Annotated in this window: 27 protein-coding genes and 1 riboswitch; of the genes, 6 read left to right on the top strand and 21 right to left on the bottom strand. The window is 42.2% G+C overall.

Translation table 11 applies throughout. From position 1 onward, the window contains the following. Positions 1-79: 79 nt before the first annotated feature. Complete coding sequence (gene efp, locus IR135_RS03465; protein WP_115884359.1) at positions 80-637, bottom strand: elongation factor P; 558 nt, start codon at positions 635-637, stop codon at positions 80-82. A 27-nt stretch (positions 638-664) separates the two neighbouring features. After that, positions 665-1,720 (bottom strand): M24 family metallopeptidase, encoded by a 1,056-nt coding sequence (locus tag IR135_RS03460; RefSeq protein WP_135096751.1) that lies wholly within the window; start codon positions 1,718-1,720, stop codon positions 665-667. 115 nt (positions 1,721-1,835) lie between these two features. On the opposite strand from IR135_RS03460, the gene IR135_RS03455 reads away from it, so the two are divergent. Genes IR135_RS03455 through IR135_RS03440 form a run of 4 tightly spaced genes read left to right on the top strand, consistent with a single transcriptional unit; the run spans position 1,836 to position 3,948 of the window. Further along, positions 1,836-2,396 carry a hypothetical protein gene (locus IR135_RS03455; RefSeq protein WP_135096749.1) on the top strand — a complete coding sequence of 187 codons (561 nt, stop codon included), beginning with the start codon at positions 1,836-1,838 and terminating at the stop codon, positions 2,394-2,396. A 5-nt stretch (positions 2,397-2,401) separates the two neighbouring features. Beyond that, positions 2,402-3,319 (top strand): DUF1385 domain-containing protein, encoded by a 918-nt coding sequence (locus tag IR135_RS03450; protein WP_228063401.1) that lies wholly within the window; start codon positions 2,402-2,404, stop codon positions 3,317-3,319. Beyond that, the gene (locus IR135_RS03445; RefSeq protein WP_135096746.1) at positions 3,316-3,534 is read left to right on the top strand and encodes an SA1362 family protein; all 219 of its coding nucleotides are present in this window, start codon (positions 3,316-3,318) and stop codon (positions 3,532-3,534) included. Before IR135_RS03450 ends, IR135_RS03445 begins: the two co-directional genes overlap by 4 nt. A gap of 27 nt (positions 3,535-3,561) precedes the next feature. After that, positions 3,562-3,948, top strand: a complete 387-nt coding sequence (locus IR135_RS03440; RefSeq protein WP_245954122.1) for a rhodanese-like domain-containing protein — start codon at positions 3,562-3,564, stop codon at positions 3,946-3,948. Positions 3,949-4,112: 164 nt separating this feature from the next. Here IR135_RS03440 and gcvT read toward each other — a convergent pair whose 3' ends face one another. From gcvT to IR135_RS03400, 8 genes are all read right to left on the bottom strand, one after another. Then, positions 4,113-5,195 (bottom strand): glycine cleavage system aminomethyltransferase GcvT, encoded by a 1,083-nt coding sequence (gcvT, locus tag IR135_RS03435; protein WP_135096744.1) that lies wholly within the window; start codon positions 5,193-5,195, stop codon positions 4,113-4,115. A 74-nt stretch (positions 5,196-5,269) separates the two neighbouring features. Further along, positions 5,270-5,361: riboswitch (glycine riboswitch) on the bottom strand. A 66-nt stretch (positions 5,362-5,427) separates the two neighbouring features. After that, positions 5,428-5,934: a shikimate kinase gene (locus IR135_RS03430; RefSeq protein ID WP_135096742.1), complete on the bottom strand. Its 507-nt coding sequence runs from the start codon at positions 5,932-5,934 to the stop codon at positions 5,428-5,430. A gap of 160 nt (positions 5,935-6,094) precedes the next feature. After that, on the bottom strand, positions 6,095-6,505 hold the full coding sequence (locus IR135_RS03425; RefSeq protein ID WP_135096740.1) for a hypothetical protein: 411 nt from the start codon (positions 6,503-6,505) through the stop codon (positions 6,095-6,097). After that, complete coding sequence (locus tag IR135_RS03420) at positions 6,477-6,734, bottom strand: hypothetical protein (protein WP_135096738.1); 258 nt, start codon at positions 6,732-6,734, stop codon at positions 6,477-6,479. The genes IR135_RS03425 and IR135_RS03420 overlap by 29 nt, the downstream gene beginning before the upstream one ends. After that, positions 6,724-7,155, bottom strand: coding sequence for a prepilin-type N-terminal cleavage/methylation domain-containing protein (locus IR135_RS03415; RefSeq protein ID WP_135096736.1), 432 nt, complete (start codon positions 7,153-7,155; stop codon positions 6,724-6,726). The genes IR135_RS03420 and IR135_RS03415 overlap by 11 nt, the downstream gene beginning before the upstream one ends. Beyond that, on the bottom strand, positions 7,133-7,456 hold the full coding sequence (gene comGC / locus IR135_RS03410) for a competence type IV pilus major pilin ComGC (RefSeq protein ID WP_135096734.1): 324 nt from the start codon (positions 7,454-7,456) through the stop codon (positions 7,133-7,135). The genes IR135_RS03415 and comGC overlap by 23 nt, the downstream gene beginning before the upstream one ends. A gap of 12 nt (positions 7,457-7,468) precedes the next feature. Further along, complete coding sequence (gene comGB / locus IR135_RS03405; protein WP_135096732.1) at positions 7,469-8,524, bottom strand: competence type IV pilus assembly protein ComGB; 1,056 nt, start codon at positions 8,522-8,524, stop codon at positions 7,469-7,471. After that, the gene (locus IR135_RS03400; protein ID WP_135096730.1) at positions 8,487-9,479 is read right to left on the bottom strand and encodes an ATPase, T2SS/T4P/T4SS family; all 993 of its coding nucleotides are present in this window, start codon (positions 9,477-9,479) and stop codon (positions 8,487-8,489) included. Before IR135_RS03400 ends, comGB begins: the two co-directional genes overlap by 38 nt. Before the next feature lie 224 nt (positions 9,480-9,703). Between IR135_RS03400 and IR135_RS03395 the strand changes: the two genes are divergently transcribed. After that, positions 9,704-9,952 carry a DUF2626 family protein gene (locus tag IR135_RS03395; RefSeq protein ID WP_135096728.1) on the top strand — a complete coding sequence of 83 codons (249 nt, stop codon included), beginning with the start codon at positions 9,704-9,706 and terminating at the stop codon, positions 9,950-9,952. 58 nt (positions 9,953-10,010) lie between these two features. On the opposite strand, the gene IR135_RS03390 is transcribed toward IR135_RS03395, so the two are convergent. Further along, positions 10,011-10,622 (bottom strand): MBL fold metallo-hydrolase, encoded by a 612-nt coding sequence (locus IR135_RS03390; RefSeq protein ID WP_135096726.1) that lies wholly within the window; start codon positions 10,620-10,622, stop codon positions 10,011-10,013. 98 nt (positions 10,623-10,720) lie between these two features. Between IR135_RS03390 and IR135_RS03385 the strand changes: the two genes are divergently transcribed. Then, a complete protein-coding gene (locus tag IR135_RS03385) occupies positions 10,721-10,957 on the top strand; it encodes a DUF2759 domain-containing protein (protein WP_135096725.1) in 237 nt (78 codons plus the stop codon). Positions 10,958-11,016: 59 nt separating this feature from the next. Here IR135_RS03385 and argH read toward each other — a convergent pair whose 3' ends face one another. From argH to IR135_RS03335, 10 genes are all read right to left on the bottom strand, one after another. Then, complete coding sequence (gene argH, locus IR135_RS03380) at positions 11,017-12,390, bottom strand: argininosuccinate lyase (protein WP_135096723.1); 1,374 nt, start codon at positions 12,388-12,390, stop codon at positions 11,017-11,019. Next, entirely contained in the window at positions 12,383-13,591 is a 1,209-nt protein-coding gene (locus IR135_RS03375) for an argininosuccinate synthase (protein WP_135096721.1), read from the bottom strand. Before IR135_RS03375 ends, argH begins: the two co-directional genes overlap by 8 nt. 155 nt (positions 13,592-13,746) lie before the next feature. Next, the gene (locus IR135_RS03370; RefSeq protein WP_135096719.1) at positions 13,747-15,156 is read right to left on the bottom strand and encodes a rhomboid family intramembrane serine protease; all 1,410 of its coding nucleotides are present in this window, start codon (positions 15,154-15,156) and stop codon (positions 13,747-13,749) included. Beyond that, on the bottom strand, positions 15,146-15,718 hold the full coding sequence (locus IR135_RS03365; protein WP_135096716.1) for a 5-formyltetrahydrofolate cyclo-ligase: 573 nt from the start codon (positions 15,716-15,718) through the stop codon (positions 15,146-15,148). The genes IR135_RS03370 and IR135_RS03365 overlap by 11 nt, the downstream gene beginning before the upstream one ends. A gap of 86 nt (positions 15,719-15,804) precedes the next feature. Further along, positions 15,805-16,458, bottom strand: coding sequence for a phosphate signaling complex protein PhoU (phoU, locus tag IR135_RS03360; RefSeq protein ID WP_135096714.1), 654 nt, complete (start codon positions 16,456-16,458; stop codon positions 15,805-15,807). A 2-nt stretch (positions 16,459-16,460) separates the two neighbouring features. Next, positions 16,461-17,303 (bottom strand): phosphate ABC transporter ATP-binding protein PstB, encoded by an 843-nt coding sequence (gene pstB / locus IR135_RS03355; protein ID WP_135096712.1) that lies wholly within the window; start codon positions 17,301-17,303, stop codon positions 16,461-16,463. A gap of 21 nt (positions 17,304-17,324) precedes the next feature. Then, on the bottom strand, positions 17,325-18,203 hold the full coding sequence (gene pstA, locus IR135_RS03350) for a phosphate ABC transporter permease PstA (protein WP_135096710.1): 879 nt from the start codon (positions 18,201-18,203) through the stop codon (positions 17,325-17,327). Between the two features lie 2 nt (positions 18,204-18,205). Further along, complete coding sequence (gene pstC / locus IR135_RS03345) at positions 18,206-19,132, bottom strand: phosphate ABC transporter permease subunit PstC (protein WP_135096708.1); 927 nt, start codon at positions 19,130-19,132, stop codon at positions 18,206-18,208. Between the two features lie 71 nt (positions 19,133-19,203). Then, a complete protein-coding gene (locus tag IR135_RS03340; protein WP_135096706.1) occupies positions 19,204-20,253 on the bottom strand; it encodes a phosphate ABC transporter substrate-binding protein PstS family protein in 1,050 nt (349 codons plus the stop codon). 147 nt (positions 20,254-20,400) lie between these two features. Further along, complete coding sequence (locus tag IR135_RS03335) at positions 20,401-22,584, bottom strand: peptidoglycan D,D-transpeptidase FtsI family protein (protein WP_194194242.1); 2,184 nt, start codon at positions 22,582-22,584, stop codon at positions 20,401-20,403. Positions 22,585-22,653: the final 69 nt, after the last annotated feature.

Genomic DNA, 22,653 nt, shown 5'->3' with positions numbered 1-22,653 from the left:
TATGTCTACATTTTACATAGGTGGTCATACCAATTCAAGTATTAATTAAGAGCAGTAAATCCGACTGCTCTTAAAATGACTACGCTCTTGAAACGTAAGATCCTTCTTCAGTGTTAACAACGAGCATATCGCCCTGGTTAACAAATAAAGGCACTTGCAGAGTAACCCCTGTTTCAAGTGTTGCTGATTTAGACGCACCGCTCGCAGTGTCGCCTTTGATTCCCGGTTCTGTTTCGATAACCTCAAGCTCAACAGTTTTCGGAAGTTCTACTCCGAGTGTCTCGCCTTCATACATCATAATTGCGACCGGCATATTTTCTTTCAGGAATTTTAACTCATATTCCAGCTGGCTGCCCGGAATTTCAAGCTGTTCGTAAGTGTTGTTATCCATGAACACGTAGCTGTCGCCATCCGCATACAGATATTGCATTTTATGGTTGTCGATCTGAGCTCTGCCGACTTTTTCTCCTGCTCTGAAAGTTTTTTCCTGTGTTGCGCCTGTACGCAGGTTTTTTAATTTACTGCGGACGAAAGCCGCGCCTTTCCCAGGCTTAACGTGCTGGAAGTCTAAAACTCTCCAGATACCGCCGTCTACTTCTACTGTAAGACCAGTTTTAAAATCGTTTACTGAAATCATGATTTTCCTCCTAATAATCTGTCCGTCTTATACGATAAACAGTTTTTTACTGCTGTGTGTTAATTTTTTAAGTCCGGTTTCAGTGACAATTGTATCATCCTCGATACGCACGCCGCCAAGACCGTCTACATAAATACCCGGTTCTACAGTCACGCACATCCCAGGCTCTAGAGTCATTGTACTTTGTTGTGCGAGGCCTGGCAATTCGTGAACTTCGAGACCGAAGCCGTGGCCGAGTGAGTGGCCGAAGTTTTCGCCGTAGCCGTAGCTCTTGATAACGTCTCTTGCTACTGCATCTGCTTCGCTGCCGGTCATGCCCGCTTTAATTTCTTCGAGCGACTTCAGCTGAGCTTCCAACACGACGTTGTATATGTCTTCCATTTCCGGAGAGACAGAACCGACACCGAAAGTACGTGTAATATCGGATGCATATCCTTTATAGTAGGCACCGAAATCCAGTGTTACCATATCGCCGGATTCAATCACTTTATCAGAAGCAACACCGTGAGGCAGTGCTCCTCTGTGACCGCTTGCAACTATCGTATCAAAACTTGGCCCGCTTGCTCCAAGTTTGGTCATGTGCGCTTCAAGCTCATTTTTAACTTCCATTTCAGTCATGCCTTCTTTGACATAAGTTAAAATATATTCGTAAGCCTGGTCTGCAATTTCACATGCTTTCTGAATTAAGTCCACTTCTTCTTTTGTTTTAATTAAGCGGATTTTTTCTACTTCGCCTGTTAACGGCACCACTTCAAAATCGTCTTTAATCTTACTGTATGTATTGTAGTTTACGTGCTCCCCTTCGAAACCAATACGTTTAATATTTTTCGATTCCATAAATGATGCGATGAAATCAAGCAGGCCTCCCTGCTGCAGCACAAATTCGAAGTCTTTGGCCTGTTCAGCACCTTGTGCTTTATACCTGAAGTCGGATATTAAGTATCTTCTCTCCGGTGTAATAACAAGTGCCCCGCTCGTGCCGGTAAAATTACTTAAATACCGTCTGTTGTAACTGCTCATTACGAGTAATGCATCAAGATTTTCTCTCTCCAGCAACTGCTGTACTTTATCAAATTTAATCATTTCTCCGCCACCTCTCCATTATCATTTTACATGAAATTAATATCTATTTCATTTTCTTTTTATATTTTAACGCTAACATGTTAAAATAGTCTAATGAAATATAGGAGAATGTGCGATGAAACTTAGATTATCTGCAACGATACTAATATTACTGGCTGCGGGATGTTCAAACAGTTCACCGGAAGAGACTCTTATTGAACAAGAGGAGTACAAGAGTGAACTGGAAGGGCTGCTGCAGACTGAACAGGTGCGCAATCAGCAGCTGGCTCTGCATTTGGAAAACCTCGATACGCAGATTGTAAATTTCGAACGCGACCGGGATAATCCCAATGTCGAAAAATATGTGGAGACCGTCACGGAATATGCTGGCGGGATTACTGAAAATCTGAATAAAATGAACGAATATATTACTGCCTACCGGAACGGCGAGCAGCTCAATACAGGAGATGTTGTAAAAACCAGAGACGCTGTAACGGATACTGTCGAGAAGTATGAGGCTGCTGTCGGTGAACTGGAACTTACCGATGTGCTTGAACGCGAACATTCCAATGTTGTACTCGCCAATGAAGAAATTACTGAAGCTGTAAACCAGATTGCGGATGCACTGGCCGCTGAAGATGATGAGCTGCTTAACGAAGCCATTGAAAGGCTTCAGTCGGCGACAGAATACTTGTAGAAAGAATGAAGCCTATGACTAAACCGATATACGGCGGCCAGGCAGTGCCTGAAGGCGTCATGTTCCAGTCAAAAACCCATATGTCGACAGCCATCCGGCGGACGAATGGAGAAATCGATTATTTTGATATGCCGCGGCCGGATAAGCCGCTTTTGGCCAAACTGAAAAAAATACCGCTTCTCCGCGGGAATGTTGCGATACTTGAAGCCAGTGTATTTGGCATGAAACATATGGATTTTGCTGCGGACCGATACGACCGGAATCCGGCGGAAGACTATAAAATAGCAGAAGAAAAAAATTCGAAAAATACAGCGAAAGTGGTGCTTTCCACTGTGATTATCGGTATACTTACCTTTTTGATCGGTAAATTTGTGCTGACACTGGTACCGGTGTTTGTCGCGGAAGTATTTTCCGGTATGATTACAGGGAAATTCGGACAGGTAGCCCTTGAAACACTGATTAAGCTGATTATACTGCTTGGCTATATATACCTGCTCTCGCTGACGCCGATGGTTAAAAGACTGTTTCAGTACCACGGTGCTGAACACAAAGTCATTAACTGCTTCGAAGAAGATAAGCCGCTGACAGTTGAAAACGTTCAGGCACAGTCGAGACTGCATTACCGGTGCGGAAGTTCCTTTATACTGTTTACCGTACTGGTCGGCTTCATCGTTTACATGTTTGTTCCCGTCGATCCGCTTTACGTGAGAGTGATTAACAGAATTCTGCTGATACCCGTCGTCCTCGGACTGTCTTTTGAAGTGCTGCAGCTGACGAACAAGCTGAGAGAGGTGCCCGTGCTGAAGTATCTCGGGCTGCCGGGCCTGTGGCTGCAGTATTTAACGACAAAACAGCCGGAGAACGATCAGGTTGAAGTTGCAATACATTCATTCAACCATCTTTTAGGGAGTGATAAAAAGTGAAAAGAGCTTTGGTGATTATCGTTTTGATTGTTGCAGCAATCGGGCTTCTGATGAATCTTGATCTCGTGCTCGGTATGATTGTCAATTCATTAATTTTTCTTTTAGTGATAGCTGCAATTTTATACGGCATTTATTATTTCTTTATCTTAACTGAAGATCAGAGAAAATATAAAAAAGCATTACGCAAAGCAAAGCGTAAACAGCGGAGAAAATAATACACATATACAAGGAGAGGTTTTTAAGTGGAAAGCTGGATTATTGCTTTAATTATTCTGGCAGTTGTCATCATCGCATTGGTGATAAATGCATTTTTAAGTATGAGAGGCGTGAACATGCTGTCTGAGACAGAATTCAATCAGGATTTGCGCAAAGTGCAGCTGATTGATTTACGCGAGAAGGAAAAATTTGAACACGGCCATATACTCGGAGCGAGAAATATGCCGATATCGTCCTTCCAGTTAAAAAAAGGCGGTATTAGAAAAGATAAGCCGGTTTACTTATATGATCAGAACGGGCGTACTGCCTTGCGCGCGGCTCGTATGCTGAAAAAAGACGGCCATAAGGACATCAACGTTCTAAAGCAGGGAATTGCTAAATGGACAGGTAAAATTAAATCTAAAAACCGTTAAAATAACAAAAAGACGCCTGACCGGCTGCGGTCAGGCGTCTTTTTTTGGTTTTTGGCGTATTTTGAGTTATTCGTCCAAACGAACAGATTACGTCGAGATAAAGAAAAAATATCAGACAAAAAGCCTGCAGCATCAAGCTGCAGGCTTTTAAAATAATTAATCATTTAGTTTTTGTGGAATGGTGTTTTAACGAATTTTGCAGGCACATCTTTATTGCGCACTTTGATTATGAATTCTTTATCCAGTTCATAAAAATCAGTATCAACTAAAGCGAAACCGATTGAACGTTTCGTTGTCGGTGACTGCGTTCCGCTTGTTACGTACCCTACTTTGTTTCCTTCGGTGTCATAAACCTCATAGTCTGTACGCGCGATTCCTTTGCCCGTAATTTCAAAGCCCGACAGACGGCGCGGTGCACCATTTTCTTTTTGTTCTTTTAAGGCCGGCTGACCGATAAAGTCGCCCTTATCCACTTTCACAGCAAATCCGATACGTGCTTCAAGCGGTGTAATTTCAGGTGACAGATCCTGGCCGTGAAGCGGAAGTCCTGCTTCAAGACGGAGTGTATCACGGGCGCCGAGTCCGCACTCAAGAGCGCCGTTGTCTACAAATAGTTTCCACAGGTCTACTGTATCTTCCGGTTTACAGTAAAGCTCAAATCCGTCTTCTCCTGTGTATCCGCTCTGTGAAATAATTACATCTTTGCCGTCCACCTGAGCGCCAGTTACGAAGTTGAACATTTTAAGGCCGGATAAATCAGTTTCTGTGAATTTCTGTACCAGTGCTCTTGCATTTGGCCCCTGCACTGCAAGCTGACCGTAGTCCGCTGATACGTTTTCCACAACTGCATCGTATCCTTCGATAGCTTTAAGCCAAGCGAAGTCGCTTTCAGTATTGCCTGCGTTTGGAATCAGCAGGTAATCATTTTCAGCGAGCTTGTATATAACAAGGTCGTCAATGACCCCGCCTTTTTCGTTAGCGATCGTAGTGTATTGAGCTTTTACATCTGTTAACTTCGTAACATCGTTAGTCAGTGCATAGTTTAAGAATTCTTCAGCCTCGCTGCCTGTAACACGGATTTCTCCCATGTGACTGACATCAAAAATACCGACATCTTCTCTTACTGCTGTGTGTTCTTCTTTGATGCTTGAGAATTGAACGGGCATTTCCCAGCCGCCAAAATCGACCAGTTTAGCACCGTTTTCGTGGTAGTACTCATTTAAAGGTGTTCTTTTTAACTCACTCATTACAATTTCCTCCTCAAATAAATAAAACAGGACAGTGAATAATCGCTGTCCTGTTGAAATAATCTTCAGGATTACGTCGCAACACTGTCCTTTTGCCTGAGAGATTCACCCCGCAGGGGCTTGCTCCTTCGGCGACGCTGAACGCGTTCTCTCCAGTATTATTCATCCGTAACTGTCTTGTGAATCCGTATTCATTATACTCATAATTTATTTAAAATGGCAAGCTGAATACTTAGGCTTTAAAATTCCCATCATCCATATAGCTTATGATTTCAGCTGCTGTATCTGCAACAGTCTTTGAAGTGCTGATTTCCCTGTCGGCAAGCGCTGAATATTTATCCAGTCTCGAATTGTAAAGTGCCCGTACTTTTTCAATATCCTGATTGCCGAGCGGACGGTTATCATCTTCCTGAATCCGGCTGTACAGATCATCGAACGGTGCGTTTAAGAAAAACACCGGCATGTCTGTCAGTTCTTTCAGCAGCGCATATGATTTTTCATAAGTAACGACTCCACCGCCTGTCGCAATAATAGCATTTTCTTTCAATATCGACTGAAGCGCCTGAAATTCGTATTCTCTGAATGCCGCTTCTCCTTCAGCCGCAAAAATGTCCGGAATCGGCTGTCCCGCAATTTTTGGAATCACATCATCAAGGTCTATTGTTTTTTTATTTAACTGTATGCCGAGTTCATGTGCGATTGTCGTTTTGCCGCACCCCATAAAACCGATTAATATCATATTATCATTCACCTAATTTATTATTTGATCAATTCTTGAAATATAAATTTCAATTAAATTCATACGGATATCCAGTACCAGCTGAAACCTATTATAGTAATGATAGTATACTCCGATTAAATATATAAGTAAAAAGTATACTGACAGGCTGAAAAATCCGTCATTTTTTGAAGATAAATGTCTCATCGGCTGCTCCTTTCAACTCCAGACTTACCGCTTCTTTTGTTTCAGCAGTAATAAATTCCTCGATATTAAACATTAAAGTAACAAACCCCTCGTCTTCGATACTTTTAATAATTCTGCCGCTGGAATATCTGTAGGTAATCTTTCCTCTGTCTGTTGTAAAGTGAACAGCTGTGCCGGCAGCTTCAATTTTCCGGGATGCCTTATATGTCTCCATAATATCCAGTGTGAAGATATCAGTGTCGTAGTAATCCTCTTGCAGCTCGAGTGTTTGAAACAAAGCTATCACCGCCGGCATGACTGCCATAATCAGTGCTGCAGTCATAAGCGACAGCAGCATTTCCATATAGGTAAAACCGTCAGCTGCATATTTTTTTGAGCCGTTCATCACATGGCACCCCCGCCTTGTTAAATAGTTCTTCAGCCTTACTGATATAATCGGCGGAGGAATCATAGCGGCTGCTTAAAGTATACAGTTCGCGGTAAAATTTCAGCTGTGCCATGCTGTCTCCGTCGAGAACGGAAATGTAGATAAGCCCGGGCAGCATAAGAACGATGACAGTAAATATTAAAAGCGCCACCATGCTGTCGTAGAGCAGAAAGCCTTCATTGTTCAATACGGAACCTCCCCTTCAATATCTGAAAAATAAATTTAACGTTTTTCTCTCCGCAGGATAAATACACTGTGCCAAAAGCACTCGTGTCCCCGCTCGGCCTGTAGGAAAACTGCTTCATGCCGAAATCTTCGAGCCGGCATGCATGCAGCTCATAATGTGAAATAACAGTGCGTGTTTTATCGCGTACTGTAATAGACTGGTTATTATATTCCATAAATACTGTATATGACTCTTGTTTTGCCAGTGCATTCATCTGGGCACCCTGGAATACATAGCTGATATTTTCGATTTCATCCGCAAGATCGTGCTGCCGGTATACAGGTAGATGCGGCACGGAAATCGATAAAATGATGCTGACAATCGTCAGGATTAGCATCATTTCCATCATCGTAAAGCCGCTACTGTCTCGTGGCTTCGCCATTAGTTATCGTAATTGTATCGCCGTTTTGGCAGCTGACCTGTTCAGCTGTTAAATAGTCAGGTACAAGATCTTGAATTGTTGCAGGTGTTCCGCCTTCGTTCAGCGTATAAGCTTCAATCTGACTCTGGACCATGCGCACCTGCGCCTCACATCCCGTGTCCTGGACGTTTCTGCTCTGGGCGGCGATGTTCGGAATAATAAGTATAATCAGCACGGAAATAACGAGCAGCACCAGCAGCATTTCGATCAGTGTAAAGCCTTCTTCCTTGTTTTTAAATTTACGGTTGATTGTTTTTCTCATAATATTTTCCTCCTATTTTATCGAACTGAGCATATTGAATATCGGTAACACGATGACTAAATATAAACAGATAATCAGAAGCCCGAGAATTAAAAATATGACGGGCTGGATTTTCTTCGTTAAGCTTTCAACTTTAATAATGATATTTTCTAAAGAGTATTCGCTGTAAATAATCAGTTCCTGTCCAACATTGCTGTTGTACTCGCCGTGATTGACAAATACCGCGAGCCGTTTATCGAGCATGTCCAGCTCTTCTACCGCCTCCCCGAGCGATGTGCCGAAAAGAAGCTGTTCTTCTATCGTTTCTGCAGCGAGGCTTAAATAACGGTTGATGGTCTGCGTTTTAAACAGCAGTATAATTTCTTTCACTTCGAGACCGTTATTTAAAAAGTAGCCGAACTCGCGCGAGAAGCGGTAGGTGACATAATATTTAAAATAAGTTTTAACAATAGGTATACCGAGCAGAAGCTTTGCTGCGAGTTTTGTATTTTTCAAATTCAGTATCAGCAGTATTACGAGGAGTATAAGAACCGCCGTCCCTAAAATACTGAAAGCCGCATACGGCAGATAATTTAATATGAGCGTGAGCATGCTGACGAGTATCGTCTTATCTGCCTGCATTGCGCTGTACAGCTCATTAAACTGCGGTATTACTGTGTAATTCAGCAGCCCGAGCATAATGATGAATACTGCAACGAGCACGAGAGGATACTGCAGTGTTTTAACCAGCTGCTGCATTGTCTGCCGGCGCGTGTTTAAATATTCCCCCGACTGTTCAAGATTTGAAATGATCTCACCGTGTATTTCAGCGAATGATACTTGCATAATAATCGATTTAGAGAAGCCGAGATATTTCAAGACGGCGCTCAGCGATGCACCGCTGTTAATCAATTCTAAGAGCTTTCTTCTATCCGGCTCTTTAATGACCTCGTACTGTTCGGTTAAAAAGGTTAATGCCTGCTGCATCGTAAAACCGTTCCTTAAAAGACCGGCGAGCTTGATTAAAAAATGAGCATCGTATTTGCCGAGTTTATTGGAAGGACCGATTGTAATGTTTATATTCTTCATCCGTCAACGCTCCTTCCCCGTGCAGCTCGATGAGCTTATCCTGGATAGTCGGATACATTACTGTCCCGCCGTTTAAATGTTTTTGTATCATCTCTTTGTCAAGATGCTCATACACGATAAACGCCCCCGCTTCAGTATGAATCAGCCGCTGGTTGACAATGAGTGAAATACTTTCTGCCATCTCTTCTTTGTAGAGACCGTAATCTTTCAGCCGGGTCAGCGTGCTGAGAGCACTTTTGCTGTGAAAAGTGCTCAGTACCAAATGTCCTGAAAGACTTGTTTTCAGCAGCTCTTCTGCGATGATTTTGTCCCTGATTTCACCGAACATAATGATGTCCGGGTCGCACCGGAGCACTCCCCGGATAAGCGGCGCATAACTCAGATTCGCTTTGTCGTTAATTTCGACCTGCACCAGTCCGCTGATATCAAATTCCACCGGATCTTCAATACTGATAATCTGTCTGGTACCGTCTTTTGCGGCATCCGTCGCGAGTCTGTACATAACTGTACTTTTTCCCGACCCTGTAGGCCCTGTAAAGAGAATCAGCCCTTGTGACAGCTTCATATGCGAAGCGAGAAATTTGTAATCTTCGTCTCTATAAAAAAGACTTTCGGAAGATTTTCCTGCACTTGTGTTCAGCAGTCTGATGACTACAATTTCTTTCATAATTGTGAGCGGAAGTGTACTGACGCGGATATTGCACTGCAAATCACCGATATAAAAACTCGTCCGGCCGCTCTGGGGAACCTTGTGCTCGTTAATATCCAGTTCCGCAATGAACTTCAAATAGTTAATCAGCCGTTTCAGCATATCGAGTTCCAGGGTGCGGACGGCTACCATCTTTCCGCGGATACGTTTTTTAACCGACCCTTCGGTTTTTTCAAACGTAATGTGAATATCGCTTGCGCCGCTGTCATATGCATCCTTAATTAATGTTTCTGCCAAGCTTTTCAAAAAAACACCTCCTACCCTATATATAGGCCAAAAGTGCGATTTCCTTTTAAAAAAGTTACTTAAACACAAAAATAGCAAAACTGGTTTACTTTTTACACAAACTTACATAGTTTTGGAATTTATTTACATCAAAATAAATGCAATTACTATTTACATTAGCCGTTGTATTATCTATAATTGAATTTAATGATATGTAAAATTATTCAGGTGGGAGGATGTAACACATGGATAAAGTATTTAAAATGATTGGGTTCTGGACAGCGATGTTTGCCATTCTGTTCTATATCGGAGATATGGTAACAATGTCATTATTCTTCGTTGCACAGACAGGACTTTTTGTCTTACTAGGCTATATGAAATTAACTGAAAGAATGTACATGTACGTATTTGCTGCCTACTTGATTCTGTTCTTTGTCGGCTTTACATATTACACAACATTCTTACTGGAACCATCTTTTGGAAACCAGCATTAATTAAAAAAAGAGCAGGAACACATCGGTGTTCCTGCTCTTTCTATTTGGCTGCTGCCTTTTAACGCACGTAAGGATTATTCTCTTTTTCATCTCCGATGGTTGTCGGTACATTATGTCCTGCATAAACAGTCGTTTCCGGAGCGAGCTTGTACAGTTTTTCCCTGATAGAATGCATCAGTTCAGGTGTGCTGCCGCCATAAAGATCTGTGCGTCCCACTCCTTTGTGAAATAAGACATCACCGGAAATAACAAAATCTTCAAATTTATAGCTCAGCGATCCGGGGGAATGTCCTGGTGTATGAATCACATCGAATTTAAAGGCCCCTACAGCTGCCGGGCCTTCTTTTAGGATATTCGGGCTCACTGATGAAGTAATCTCCTCAGTAAAGCGGATTGAGCCGTTTTTAGAGGTGTCTGTCAGCCAGTCTGTTTCGATATCCGACATATAGACTTCAGCATCTGTAAATTCCTGAACTTCATCCAGTGCTCCGAAATGATCGTAGTGCGTATGGGTTAAAAGGATGCCGTCCACAGGCAGTCCGATATCTTTCAATTTACCGGTAATTACATTTGCTTCCGCCGACGGATCTACTACCAGTACGCTTTCTCCATTGCTCACAATATAACAGTTTGTTGATAAAGCCCCTAAAGGCAATCTTGTAATTTTCATTAATAATCACTCTCCAAAATGTTCTCGACAAAACTATATATTAATTATACAATATTGTTAAGTGATTGTTTAAAGAGAAAGATTAGGGGGTCAATATAATGCCTTTCTTCGATACAGGAGAATTATTTAGTATTGGTGGACTGACTATTAGAATCGGAGTTAACGCTCTCGCAATTTTAATGGGCTTAGTTGCAGTATTTGGAATTATCGGGCTTTTAAACTCGATGAAAGCTAAAAACATCCTGGCTGCCGCATTCAGTGCAATAACAGTTCTGGTCTTTGGACTTTGGACGCTTGCAACTATATTTACATTCGGCTATCCGGATCTCGGTTAATTAATGAATAACGAAAAAGAAATACTCCTTCTGGATTTACCAGAAGGAGTATTTTAATATTACATATGATTTTTAGCGACTTCCAGCTGCTGCTTAACAGACTCTGTACCTGTTGATCCGTAGCTGATTCTTCTGTTGACGACAACTTTAGGCGACAAGATGCCGTAGATATCTTCTTCGATTACACTGCTGGCTGCTTTAAATTCCGTCAGCGGCAGATCTTTAAGATAAATCCCTTTATTAATGCATGACAGTACCAGTTTTCCGACAATTTCATGAGATTGTCGGAATGGAATACCTTTAGCAACTAGATAATCCGCGAGTTCCGTTGCATTGGAAAAATCTTCGGTTACAGCTTCTTCCAGCACTTCTTCGTTAATCGTCAGTGCTTCAAGCATGCCATTCATAATTTTAAGGGAGCCCTTTATGGTTGTCAGTGAATCAAACAGGCCTTCCTTGTCTTCCTGCATATCCTTGTTATACGTCAGCGGCAGCCCTTTTAAGAGCATGAGCATAGACATGAGATGTCCTGCAGTCCGTCCGCTTTTTCCGCGAATCAGTTCGGCCATATCCGGATTTTTCTTCTGTGGCATCATCGAAGAGCCCGTCGTAAACGCATCGCTCAGCGTGACGAAATTCGCTTCATCCGTCGTCCAGAAAATCAATTCTTCGGATAATCTCGATAAATGCACCATCGAAAGCGAAATATTCGACAACGTTTCAACGATGTAGTCCCTGTCGCTCACCGCATCCATGCTGTTGTGGTATATGCCTGAAAAACCGAGCTCGTCTTTCGTCTGGAAACGATCGATATTAAACGTTGTGCCGCTGATTGCTCCTGCACCTAATGGAGAAACGTCAATGCGTTTTAAAGCATCGTTAAAACGCGATTTGTCGCGTTCCAGCATCCAAAAGTAGGTCAGTATATGATGAGAGAATAAAATCGGCTGGGCACGCTGCAGATGCGTGTAACCGGGCATAATGACACCGATGTGATTTTCTGCAAGTTCGATAATTGTCTGCTGCAGCAATTCAATACTCTCAATGACTGTCTTAACTTCTTTTTTAACGTATAAATGCATATCTGTCGCAACCTGATCATTCCTGCTTCTGGCTGTATGCAGTTTGCCGCCTGCTGCGCCGATTTTCTCAATCAGTTTTGCTTCGACATTCATATGAATATCTTCCTCTGATACGCTGAAGACCAGTTTATTATTGTTGTAGTCATCTAAGATGCTCATCAATCCATCTTTAATCAGGCTGTTTTCTTCTTCGGTAATAATATTTTGGGCTGCAAGCATATTAGCATGTGCAATACTGCCGTTAATATCCTCTTCAATCAGGACTTTATCAAAATGGATGGAAGCATTAAACTCTTCCACCCATGAAATTGAATCCTCTTGGAATCTGCCGCCCCAGGCTTTTTTACTCATCCACAGCAACTCCCTGTTCAAGCATCGCTTTCACTTTAGTAGGCAGTCCGAAGATTTCTATGAAGCCGACAGATGCTTCCTGATTGAAGGCGTCTTCTTTCGTATAAGTTGCCAGTTTCTCATTGTAAAGACTGTTTTCAGATTTGCGTCCTGTAACAGTGACGTTTCCTTTATATAATTCAACACGCACATCACCGCTGACCGGCTGCTGCATATCTTTCAGAGTCGCTCTTAGCGTTTCGGATAATGGTGTAAACCATAAGCCGTTGTAAACCTGCTCTGTATATTTCTGTTCAATTACCGGTTTAAAATGAGCGATATCTTTCGTTAAAGTAATCGTTTCTAAATCGTGTTTAGCAGTTAAAATTACTTTTGCCGCCGGTGTTTCGTAAATCTCTCTTGATTTAATGCCGACCAGTCTGTTTTCTACATGGTCGATTCTGCCGATGCCGTGTTTGCCCGCGACTTCGTTTAAATGCAGGATTAATTCATGCAGTTCGAACTTCTCGTTATTGATAGCGACCGGCAGTCCTTTGTCATAAGTAATTAATAATTCTTCAGCTTCGTCCGGAGCATCTTTAATATTTACAGTAAGATCGTAGGCATCTTCCGGCGGTGCTGCCCAAGGATCTTCAAGGATACCGCATTCGTTGCTTCTGCCCCACAGATTCTGGTCGACAGAATATGGAGAATCAAGATCGATAGGAATTGGAATATTATGCTCTTTCGCATATTTGATTTCCTCTTCTCTTGACCATGTCCATTCACGGACAGGTGCGAGTACTTTGATTGACGGATCGAGTGATTTAATAGCCACTTCGAAACGCACCTGGTCATTCCCTTTACCGGTACAGCCGTGTGCAACGTAATCCGCATTTGTCTCGTGTGCAATTTCCACAAGTTTCTTAGAAATTAACGGACGGCTGAGTGCAGATACGAGAGGATATTTCTCTTCGTACATCGAGTTGCCGTAAATTGTATATGCAACGAATTCTTCTGCATATTCTTTTTGTGTATTTATGATGTGACATTCGCTGGCACCCATTTTTAGTGCTTTGTCATGAACCTGTTCAAGATCTTTGCCTTCACCGACATCAAGACATACCGCTACTACATCAAAACCTTTATCGATAAACCACTGAATCGTTACGCTTGTGTCCAATCCGCCTGAATATGCTAATACTACTTTTTTCTGTGCCATATATGTCACCTCATAAGTTTTTTTAATTAATTGATAATTTAAATACTAACATCATAAAATTACATAATCAAGTATAATTATACATATAGTTAATATACTTTTTGAAAACATAAAAAAAGAGGCCGTTATCAGCCTCTTTAATGCTTTTCTATATATTAATTCGCTTCATCAATTAAAATCTGCAGTTCCTCATCTTCGACTGGTGTTTCCAGTTTGTCTATGGCTGCATTCATATTGTCATAGTCCTGATTCTTGCGGAACTCGAGTATTTTTTCTTTTGCCGCAAGTTCATTGGACGGATCCATCTCATAGCTCTGATCGACGTACTGCTGGCCTTTTTTCTCATCTCCTGCTTCTATATACAGCTTTCCGAGTAAATAGTAAGTCATATCTGTTGCCGCATCTTTGTTAATCGAATTATTAACAACTGCAAGGGCCGCGTCGTAATCGCCTTTTTCATAATAGTACAGTGCTTCGTCGTCCATAGGATGAATCGATGTCTGCCGGTTCATGCCGTAATGGCTGAACATGGTGAATAAAATCAGCACTGCCGCAGCAATAATCGTATATTTTAATTTAACCCGGCGGAAATTAAATATTACCCCGAGGAGTACGCCTGTAATCAGACCGCCGATATGTGCATAATGATTAACATTTGCTACAAACATCGATAAGACTGAAACTGCTGCGAATACTGCGATAATCTGGATAAGCAGTTTTGCTTTGATTTTTCTCGTAATTAATAAATGTACAATGATTAAACCGAGCAGACCGTAAACCGCCCCGCTCGCTCCGAGGGAAATACCTTCTGTAATAAATACGAGAGAAAAAAGACTCGAAATCGTACCTGCTGCAAGATAAGTTATCAGCAGATGCCACGGTGTATATATTCCTTCAACGAATTTGCCGAGTATGTACAGCGCAAAAATATTAAAAAGAAAATGACTGACTCCGACGTGCAAGAAGGTGCTCGTAACCAGCCGGTAATATTCACCGGATGCAACTTCGTAATGGCTGACTGCGAGAAGATTGGTCAATTCATAAGTATTAAACAGATGAACAAATATCAAATTAATTAACAGGACAATGGTATTTAATGTTACGAACAAGAGCGTCATCGGTGTAAATTTAATCATATACTTTTCAAAAGGATGGCGCGACATTAATCTTCGCTTATAAAATGCATCATCTTTCGGTTTTTTATATTTCATATCAATTTTATAAAATGGATTTGATATAATTTTCTCGAGATTACTGACGGTTCTGTGATTGACTCTCAATGTTTTCGACTTAAACTTGCGCGTGAATTTTTTTTCAGTTAAATGGTACAGGTTAATTGTCTTAACAGGAAAACCTGCAATTGCTGAAAGATTATCCGCGGAGTTGAAGATGTTATCAGTAATCGACTCCAGTTCACGATCGGATAAATCCATATCCAAAAGGCACAGCAGTGTTTTCTTTTTGCGGTCTTTCAGCCAGATCATGTCTGTATCCTGGTCATAATGAAGAAAGTCATAGTTTGTATATTTCGCAACTTCAAATGCTGCCTGCCATTTATTCTTCATGTTCTCTCACTGCTTTTACACTCAATATCTCTTTGTCGGTAATCAGAGTATCGACAGGCAGGTCATGTTCCATGACGATAGTCTCTCCCAGCTGTTCGCTGAAGATTAAAGAAGCCGTACTGCCTTTAAAACTCGTCAGGAAACGGTCGTAAAAGCCTCCGCCGTAACCGATCCGGTATCCGTCCGTGCTGAATATCAGCCCCGGCACAATTAGCAGGTCCACATCGTTGTTGACCGGTGCTTCGGGATTTGGAATCGGAATATTTTTCTCATCAAGCGTGGCTTCTTCTTTTGACGTCAGGCGGTGGAAAGTCATCGATTTGTCATCGTAATGACACTGCGGGGAGTATACCTCAATACCTGAGTCAAGCAGTTCATCAATTAATTTCCAGGTGTCGTATTCTATTTTCATCGGCAGGACTATCCCCACACTTTTAAAAGCATGCTTTTGAATAAAATCTTTAGCGTGCGCTGTAATGCTGTCTTCAGCTTTTGATTTGGCATCTTTGTCCATAGATTTTAAAGTGCTGATCATATTTTGGCGCAACTCTTTTTTAGACATATTAATAACCCCTCACTATTTATTTCTTGCTTACAGTTATTCTATATGAATATAGAAAAAACCTCCAGAATTACTGGAGGCTGTTCTTATTCGCTCTTGTATTTTTCATATGGGTCGCCGGTGTGAATATAGTAAATGTGTTCCGCAATACTTTTAATGTGATCGCCGATACGTTCAAGATATTTTGCGGTCAGCTGTATCTGACCTGTTAAAAAAGCATCGGATTCTTCGAAAATATCCGAAGTGGTAATCTGAACGAATACCGCATCGATATCCTGGTCTCTTAAAATAATTTCATCGAGCAGATCAAGATCCGATTTTTTAAAGGCGGTGTAAACGTCTTCCAGCATTAATGACGCCAGACGTTCCATTGTTTTAAAACGGAGCAGCGTCCGTTCATTTGTAATTTTAATACGCTTTCGGACTTCTGCCACATTACTTATATTATCCCCTATCCGTTCGAGATTATCAGCAATTTTAATGCAGGAAATAATCGTTCTTAAGTCCGTGGCAACAGGCTGCTGGGTAGTAATTAAATTAATCGCATGAGCATTTACATCAGCTTCCATTTTATTAATCTCAGCATCATTGCGGACGACTTTCCGCGCATCTTCGATATCATCTGCAAGAAGTACTTCCACAGTTCCCGCAAGTCTTTTGTGACATTCTTCCCCAAGTTTTATACATTCGCCAATCAGTGCGTCCAGTTCTTGCTGGAATTTTTCACGATAGACAGTCATTTTTAGCCGAATCTGCCTGAAACGTAATCTTCTGTACGTTTATCAGAAGGATTCTCAAAAATCACATTCGTATCATCTGATTCAACGACGTAGCCCTGGTAGAAGAAAGAAGTTCTGTCGGATACCCGTGCAGCCTGCTGCATGTTATGCGTCACGATAATGATACTGTAATCTTTTTTAAGTTCCTGCATTAAATCCTCAATTTTAGTTGTTGAAATCGGATCGAGGGCACTTGTCGGCTCATCCATTAAAATAACCTCAGGCTCTACTGCAAGTGCACGTGCGATACAGATTCGCTGCTGCTGTCCGCCTGATAAGCCGTCTGCATTGTCATTAAGACGGTCTTTGACTTCGTCCCAGATCGATGCGCTGCGCAATGATTTCTCTACCACTTCATCGAGAACGGATTTCTTTTTAATGCCGTGAACACGCGGACCGTAAGCCACATTATCATAAATTGATTTAGGGAAAGGATTCGGTTTTTGGAAAACCATGCCGACACGTGTTCTTAATTCTTCCACAGACATGCCGCTCGTGAAAATATCATCCCCCCGGAACTGGATATCACCTTCTGTCCGGACAATCGGCACTAATTCCGTCATACGGTTTAAAGATTTAACAAAAGTCGATTTACCGCAGCCTGACGGTCCGATGATAGCGTTGATGTCGTTTTCGTGGAAAGTTAAATTAATATCCTGGAGTGCATGGTTGTCACCGTACCAGAGATTAAAGTTGTTAGACTGAAAAACAATTTCTTTATCTTCCTGAATGATTGTTTGTCTTTTTGCGTCCGCTGCCTGAGTACCAATGTTTACTTTAGTTTTAACACTGTTTAGTTCTGCCATTTATAAAACTCCTCTTAAAAATTAATATCTTTTCGAAAACTTATTGCGGATAAAGATTGCGACTGAGTTCATCAGAAGCAAGATGACTAGAAGAACGATAATTCCTGCTGCTGCGATGTATTGGAATTCTTCATTCGGCATTTTAACCCAGCTGTAAATCTGCATCGGCATTGCCTGAAATGAGTCAAATATGCTGTTAGGCGTCACGAGCAGCGTCGTCGGAACTCCAATAACTACGAGGGGTGCTGTTTCCCCGATAGCACGTGAAATAGCTAAAATAATACCCGTGATAATACCGGGGATTGCCGCCGGCAAGATGATTCTTGAGACTGTCTGCCATTTAGTGGCTCCCATGCCGATTGAAGCTTCCCGGACTGAGGCAGGCACTGCGCGTATTGCTTCCTGTGATGCAACAACAATCACTGGAAGTATCATTAAAGCGAGCGTCAGACCTGCAGCAAGGACAGAGTTGCCTAGGGCAAGTGCTCTCACGAACATTGCAAGGCCGAGAAGACCGAAGACGACTGAAGGGACTCCTGCGAGATTTGATATATTTATTTTTATGAAATCTGTAAATTTATTTTTTGGTGCATATTCTTCTAAATATAAAGCTGTGCCGACTGACAAAATGATAGCAACCGGTGTGGTCACGAGCATCAGCCAGAGCGAACCGATTATAGCGCCGAAGAAACCTGCATTCTCAGCTCTGCTGGAGTTAAAGCTCGTTAAGAAATCCATATTCAGCTGGTCCCAGCCATCCATCAGCGTGTCTGTAATCAGCATAATCAGAACTGCGAGACCGAACATCGTGCAGAGGAAGAATAGCCATTTAAAAATTTGGTTTTTAGATTGTCTGCCGGAACGTTTTCCTGCAATAATATCTTTATCTATCAACGTCATTATTAGTACTCCTCCTTAAATCTCTTCTTAAACCACGATGCAATCACGTTCATTAAGAGAGTCATAACGAACAGCGTCATACCGACCGCAAACAGGCTGTAATATAAGTCAGTGCCGAAAGCGGAATCTCCGGAAGTGATCTGAACGATAAACCCTGTCATCGTCTGCAGGGGCTCTGTGACATCAAAACTTGCATTCGGTGTTGAACCGGCCGCAATGGAAACGATCATTGTTTCACCAATCGCGCGTGAAATTGCCAGTACAAATGAAGCGACAATTCCGGAAAAGGCTGCCGGAATAACTACCCGGACTGCTGTTTCGAAGCGCGTTGCTCCCATGCCGAGCGAACCTTCTCTCATCGCTCTTGGCACTGAACTCATAGCATCTTCACTTAAACTTGCGATCATCGGGATAATCATAATACCGACTACGATCCCGGCAGAAACTGCATTGTATAAACCAAAACCGCTATATATACCCTGGAGGATAGGGTTGACAAAATTAATTGCAAAGAAACCGTAAACTACTGTCGGAATACCTGCAAGCACTTCTAAAATAGGTTTAATAATACGTCTGACTCTTTCAGTTGCGTATTCACTCAAGTAGACAGCAGCGCCAAGGCCGATCGGCACAGCGAAAATAACTGCAATGACTACAATTTTAAGCGTACCCATAATGAGTGCCCATATTCCCCACTCCCCGTCACCGACGTAAGGCTGCCATGTAGCTGAAGTCAGGAATTCAGTAATAGGCACCCGGGAGAAAAACTCAAATGACTCTGAAAGTAACGTGTACAGAATACCAATAGTAGCGAGAATGGAGATTGAAGTTATTAATAGTAAAATGACTGGAATCATTCTCTCAAACACACTGGATTTATTTCTTGTATTTTTAATGATTTGTTCTCTAATATTTTTACTGCTCATCATAAGCCTCTCTTTACTTTAAAAATGGACGGGATAAAAGCCTCCCCGTCCATCTGTTATAAGATTTTATCTTCTTATTGTTCCAGGTTTGGAAGTTTAGAAAGTTCCTCTTCAAGCGCTTCGTCTTCAAGTGGTACATATCCAACTTCTTCTGCAGCAGACTGCGAGTTCTTAAGTGTGTATTCCAGGAATGTGTGGAATGTCTCGTTGTCTTCCATTGCAGCATTGTCAGCATAAACGTAAAGCGGACGGGATAATGGGTAAGAGAAATCCATTACGTTTTCGAATGAAGGCTCAACAGCTTCTTCGCTGTCAGGACCTGTAATCGAAACCGGTTTTAATGAATCCTGGTTTTCCTGGTAGAAGCTGTAACCGAAGAATCCGATTGCATTCTGATCTCCTACGACAGATGAAACAACCTGGTTGGTATCCTGGATCAGCTGACCCTGAACACCTTCTTCATCCATTACTTCTTCGTTAAAGAAGTCGTGTGTACCGTGTGACTGGTCCGGTCCATATGCAGTAATCGGCTCTTCAGGGAAGTCTTCGCGAACGTCAGACCAATTCTCAGCTTCTCCTGAGTAAATCATTTTGAGTTCGTCGAATGTTAAATCTTCTACAAAGTCGTTAGCCGGGTTAACTGCAACAGTCAAACCGTCAGTAGCTACTAGGAATTCTGTCCATTCAATGCCGCCGTCTTCAAGAGCATCGATTTCTTCTTGCTGGATACCGCGTGATGCGTTAGCAAATTGTGCAGTGCCTTCGATCAGTGCACTGAAACCTGAACCGGTACCGTTACCGCCGAGTTCAACAGCAACACCGTGGTCAGCGTTAAAGTCTTCAACTAAAAGATTAAGTATAGGGAATACCGTAGATGAACCTTCACCGGCAATCTGGTCGTCATCTTCGTTTACATTACCTGTAACGTCTGCAGATGACCCCGATTCTGAACTTGCATCTTCAGTATTTTCTTCGTCTGTGCTTTCTTCAGTACCTTCTTCAGTACCCTCTTCGGTTGAAGCATCTTCGCTGCCAGTATCTTCTTCTGATCCTGAATCAGAACAAGCCGCCAGAATGAACATTAAGCTCATTAACAGCGCAGCAAGAAATAAATTCTTCTTCATAGCTAAAATTCCTCCAGTTAATTGTCTAGTAATTTATCTTACATACTTATTCTAGCGGACCATTGTAAATGTAAAATTAATGAATTGTTAAGTTTATGTAAATATGAAAAAAAGACCTTAATCCGGGGATTAAGGTCTTAAAAATAATCAATATTGTCCATATTCCAGCTGCGAATAAAAGTCAGAAGCATCATAATTATACAGCGATTCTTCCGCTTGTCCGTAATAAATTTCATAATATTTCTGTATAACATCCTGGCCCATGAACTGAGCCGGGAAAAACGGCACTGTACTCGGCATAGTCGGGAAGATGATGGAGAATGCCATATCCGGATTATCGTAAGGCGCATATCCGAGATAAGTCTGATTTAAAACAGGATCTCCGTCTCTGAAGCTCTCGGCTGTACCTGTTTTCCCAGCAGCTTTCGGTTCAAGTTCATGGTAGGCGTCCCACCCCGTTCCGTACATATCTCTCGCCTGATCGTGGGTGTTAAACACATCGTAGAAGCCCGCCTGGATTTGAGACAGTTCACTGTCTGAAATCGGAATGGTATTCAGAACGTTAGTGCCGTATGAATTTAATACGGGTCCTTTGTCATTGGCATCACTTCCGCGAATCTCTTTTGCGAGATGCTGCTGCACGCGTTTGCCGTCTGCTGCAAATGTCGACATATACTGTGACAGCTGCAGAGCTGAATACGTGTCATACTGGCCGATACTTAAGTACAGATAGTTCATCGGGTTCGTCAGCTGCGGTGCCAGACCCCGAGCTTCGTTCGGCAGGTCAATGCCTGTCGACACACCGAGACCGAACTGGTTCAGTCCGTTCCTGAGCGCGTAACCGGCTGCGGTTACATCGGTCGGCAGCGGCATGTTCGCACTGTACTCCTCGCCCATAATCGCGAGAGCGATTTTAAACATGTAAGTGTTCGATGAAACCATAAGCGCCCGCTGGTCATCGACCGGCACCTGATCATTCCGGTTAAAGAAGGAACTTACAGTATCTGTGCCGGAAAATGTCATCGGCTCGTCAATCAGTGTTTCTCCGACTTCGAGAACATCCTCCTGGTAGCCTGTAGCAACAGTGGCCCCCTTGACGGATGAACCGGGCACGTATGTTGCAGTCAGCGTACCGTAATCGTAATCAACGATATCGCCGTCTTCATTAATATGTTTTCCGACCATGGCGAGAATATCTCCATTATTCGGATCCTGGACGACCAGCTGTACGGTATCGATATATTCTGGAATAATAGTATAGTCGATATCACCGCTGTTTTCGTCCCTCGCAACAATTTCTTCAGCCAGTTCCCTGATTCCTGTTAAATGATGTTCTGCGATTTTTTCAAGTTCGAGCTGCAGCTCAATATCTATAGTCAGATACAAGTCGTCTCCGGCTTTCCCTTCTTTAATCGTTTCCTCACCGGTCACTCTGCCGGACTTATCCGTCGTATATTTCACCTGCGGTTTTTTACCGCGGAGAACGTCTTCGTACTGGAACTCAAGATAGGATTTTCCTACTCTGTCGTTGCGCGAGTAACCGAGCGCCTGGTAATATTCAACGAGTTCTCTCGGCAGTCCTTCATCGTTCGTCGATACTTCACCGAGCACTGTACGAAGTGCCGAATCGTAAGGATAGTCGCGCTGCCAGTCGAGGCCGGTCGAAATCCCTGTCAGCTGATCCAAGTCTTCATTAACTTTGGCGAACTCTTCTTCAGTAACATCTTCACTCTTAATAATTACAGGATTAAGTTCACTTGCTGATACCATTTCTACATATACAGCAATAATATTTAAATCTTCGTCACTTAACACCGAATCTGCAAATTCTTCATCGATAATGTTATAAGCATCTTCATTAAAATCATTCTGGGAAATCCCGCCGTTTTCAAGCAGTGTAACCTGCTCAGGCATTATTGCCGACAGCTCTTTCGGATAATTGTTAATAATGTAATCCTGTTTATCGCGCAGCGATAAACTTTCAGTATCCATATCTATATATGTACTGAGTGTTTCTGCAACGTCCATTATTTCGAAATTTGACATATTTCTGTGTCTGGTAAAATAAACAGCCTTCTCGGCAGTATTGCCGACAAGAAGATTGCCGTTTCGATCGTAAATCTCCCCGCGCGGCACACTCTGATTAATTTCTACATACTGCGCATTTTCAACCTGTTCCTGATACGTATCACCGAGAACAATCTGCAGGTAGCCAAGACGTATAATAAGAATTAAAAATAATATAAAAATTATCAGCATAATAATATTTATACGCGACTTCAGCACCTGTTTATTTATAGCATCCAAGCTTTTAATTTTTGCCCGTTTCAACCTGCATCAAACCCTTTTATAAAGTCCACATCATTTTAACATATTTTAGTGCCGGTATACTAAAATAAA

Source organism: Jeotgalicoccus nanhaiensis, from assembly GCF_015235105.1.
GTDB classification, from domain to species: Bacteria; Bacillota; Bacilli; order Staphylococcales; family Salinicoccaceae; genus Jeotgalicoccus; species Jeotgalicoccus nanhaiensis.
Note: the sequence above shows the minus strand (reverse complement) of the source record. Positions and strands in the feature narration are given on the sequence as shown.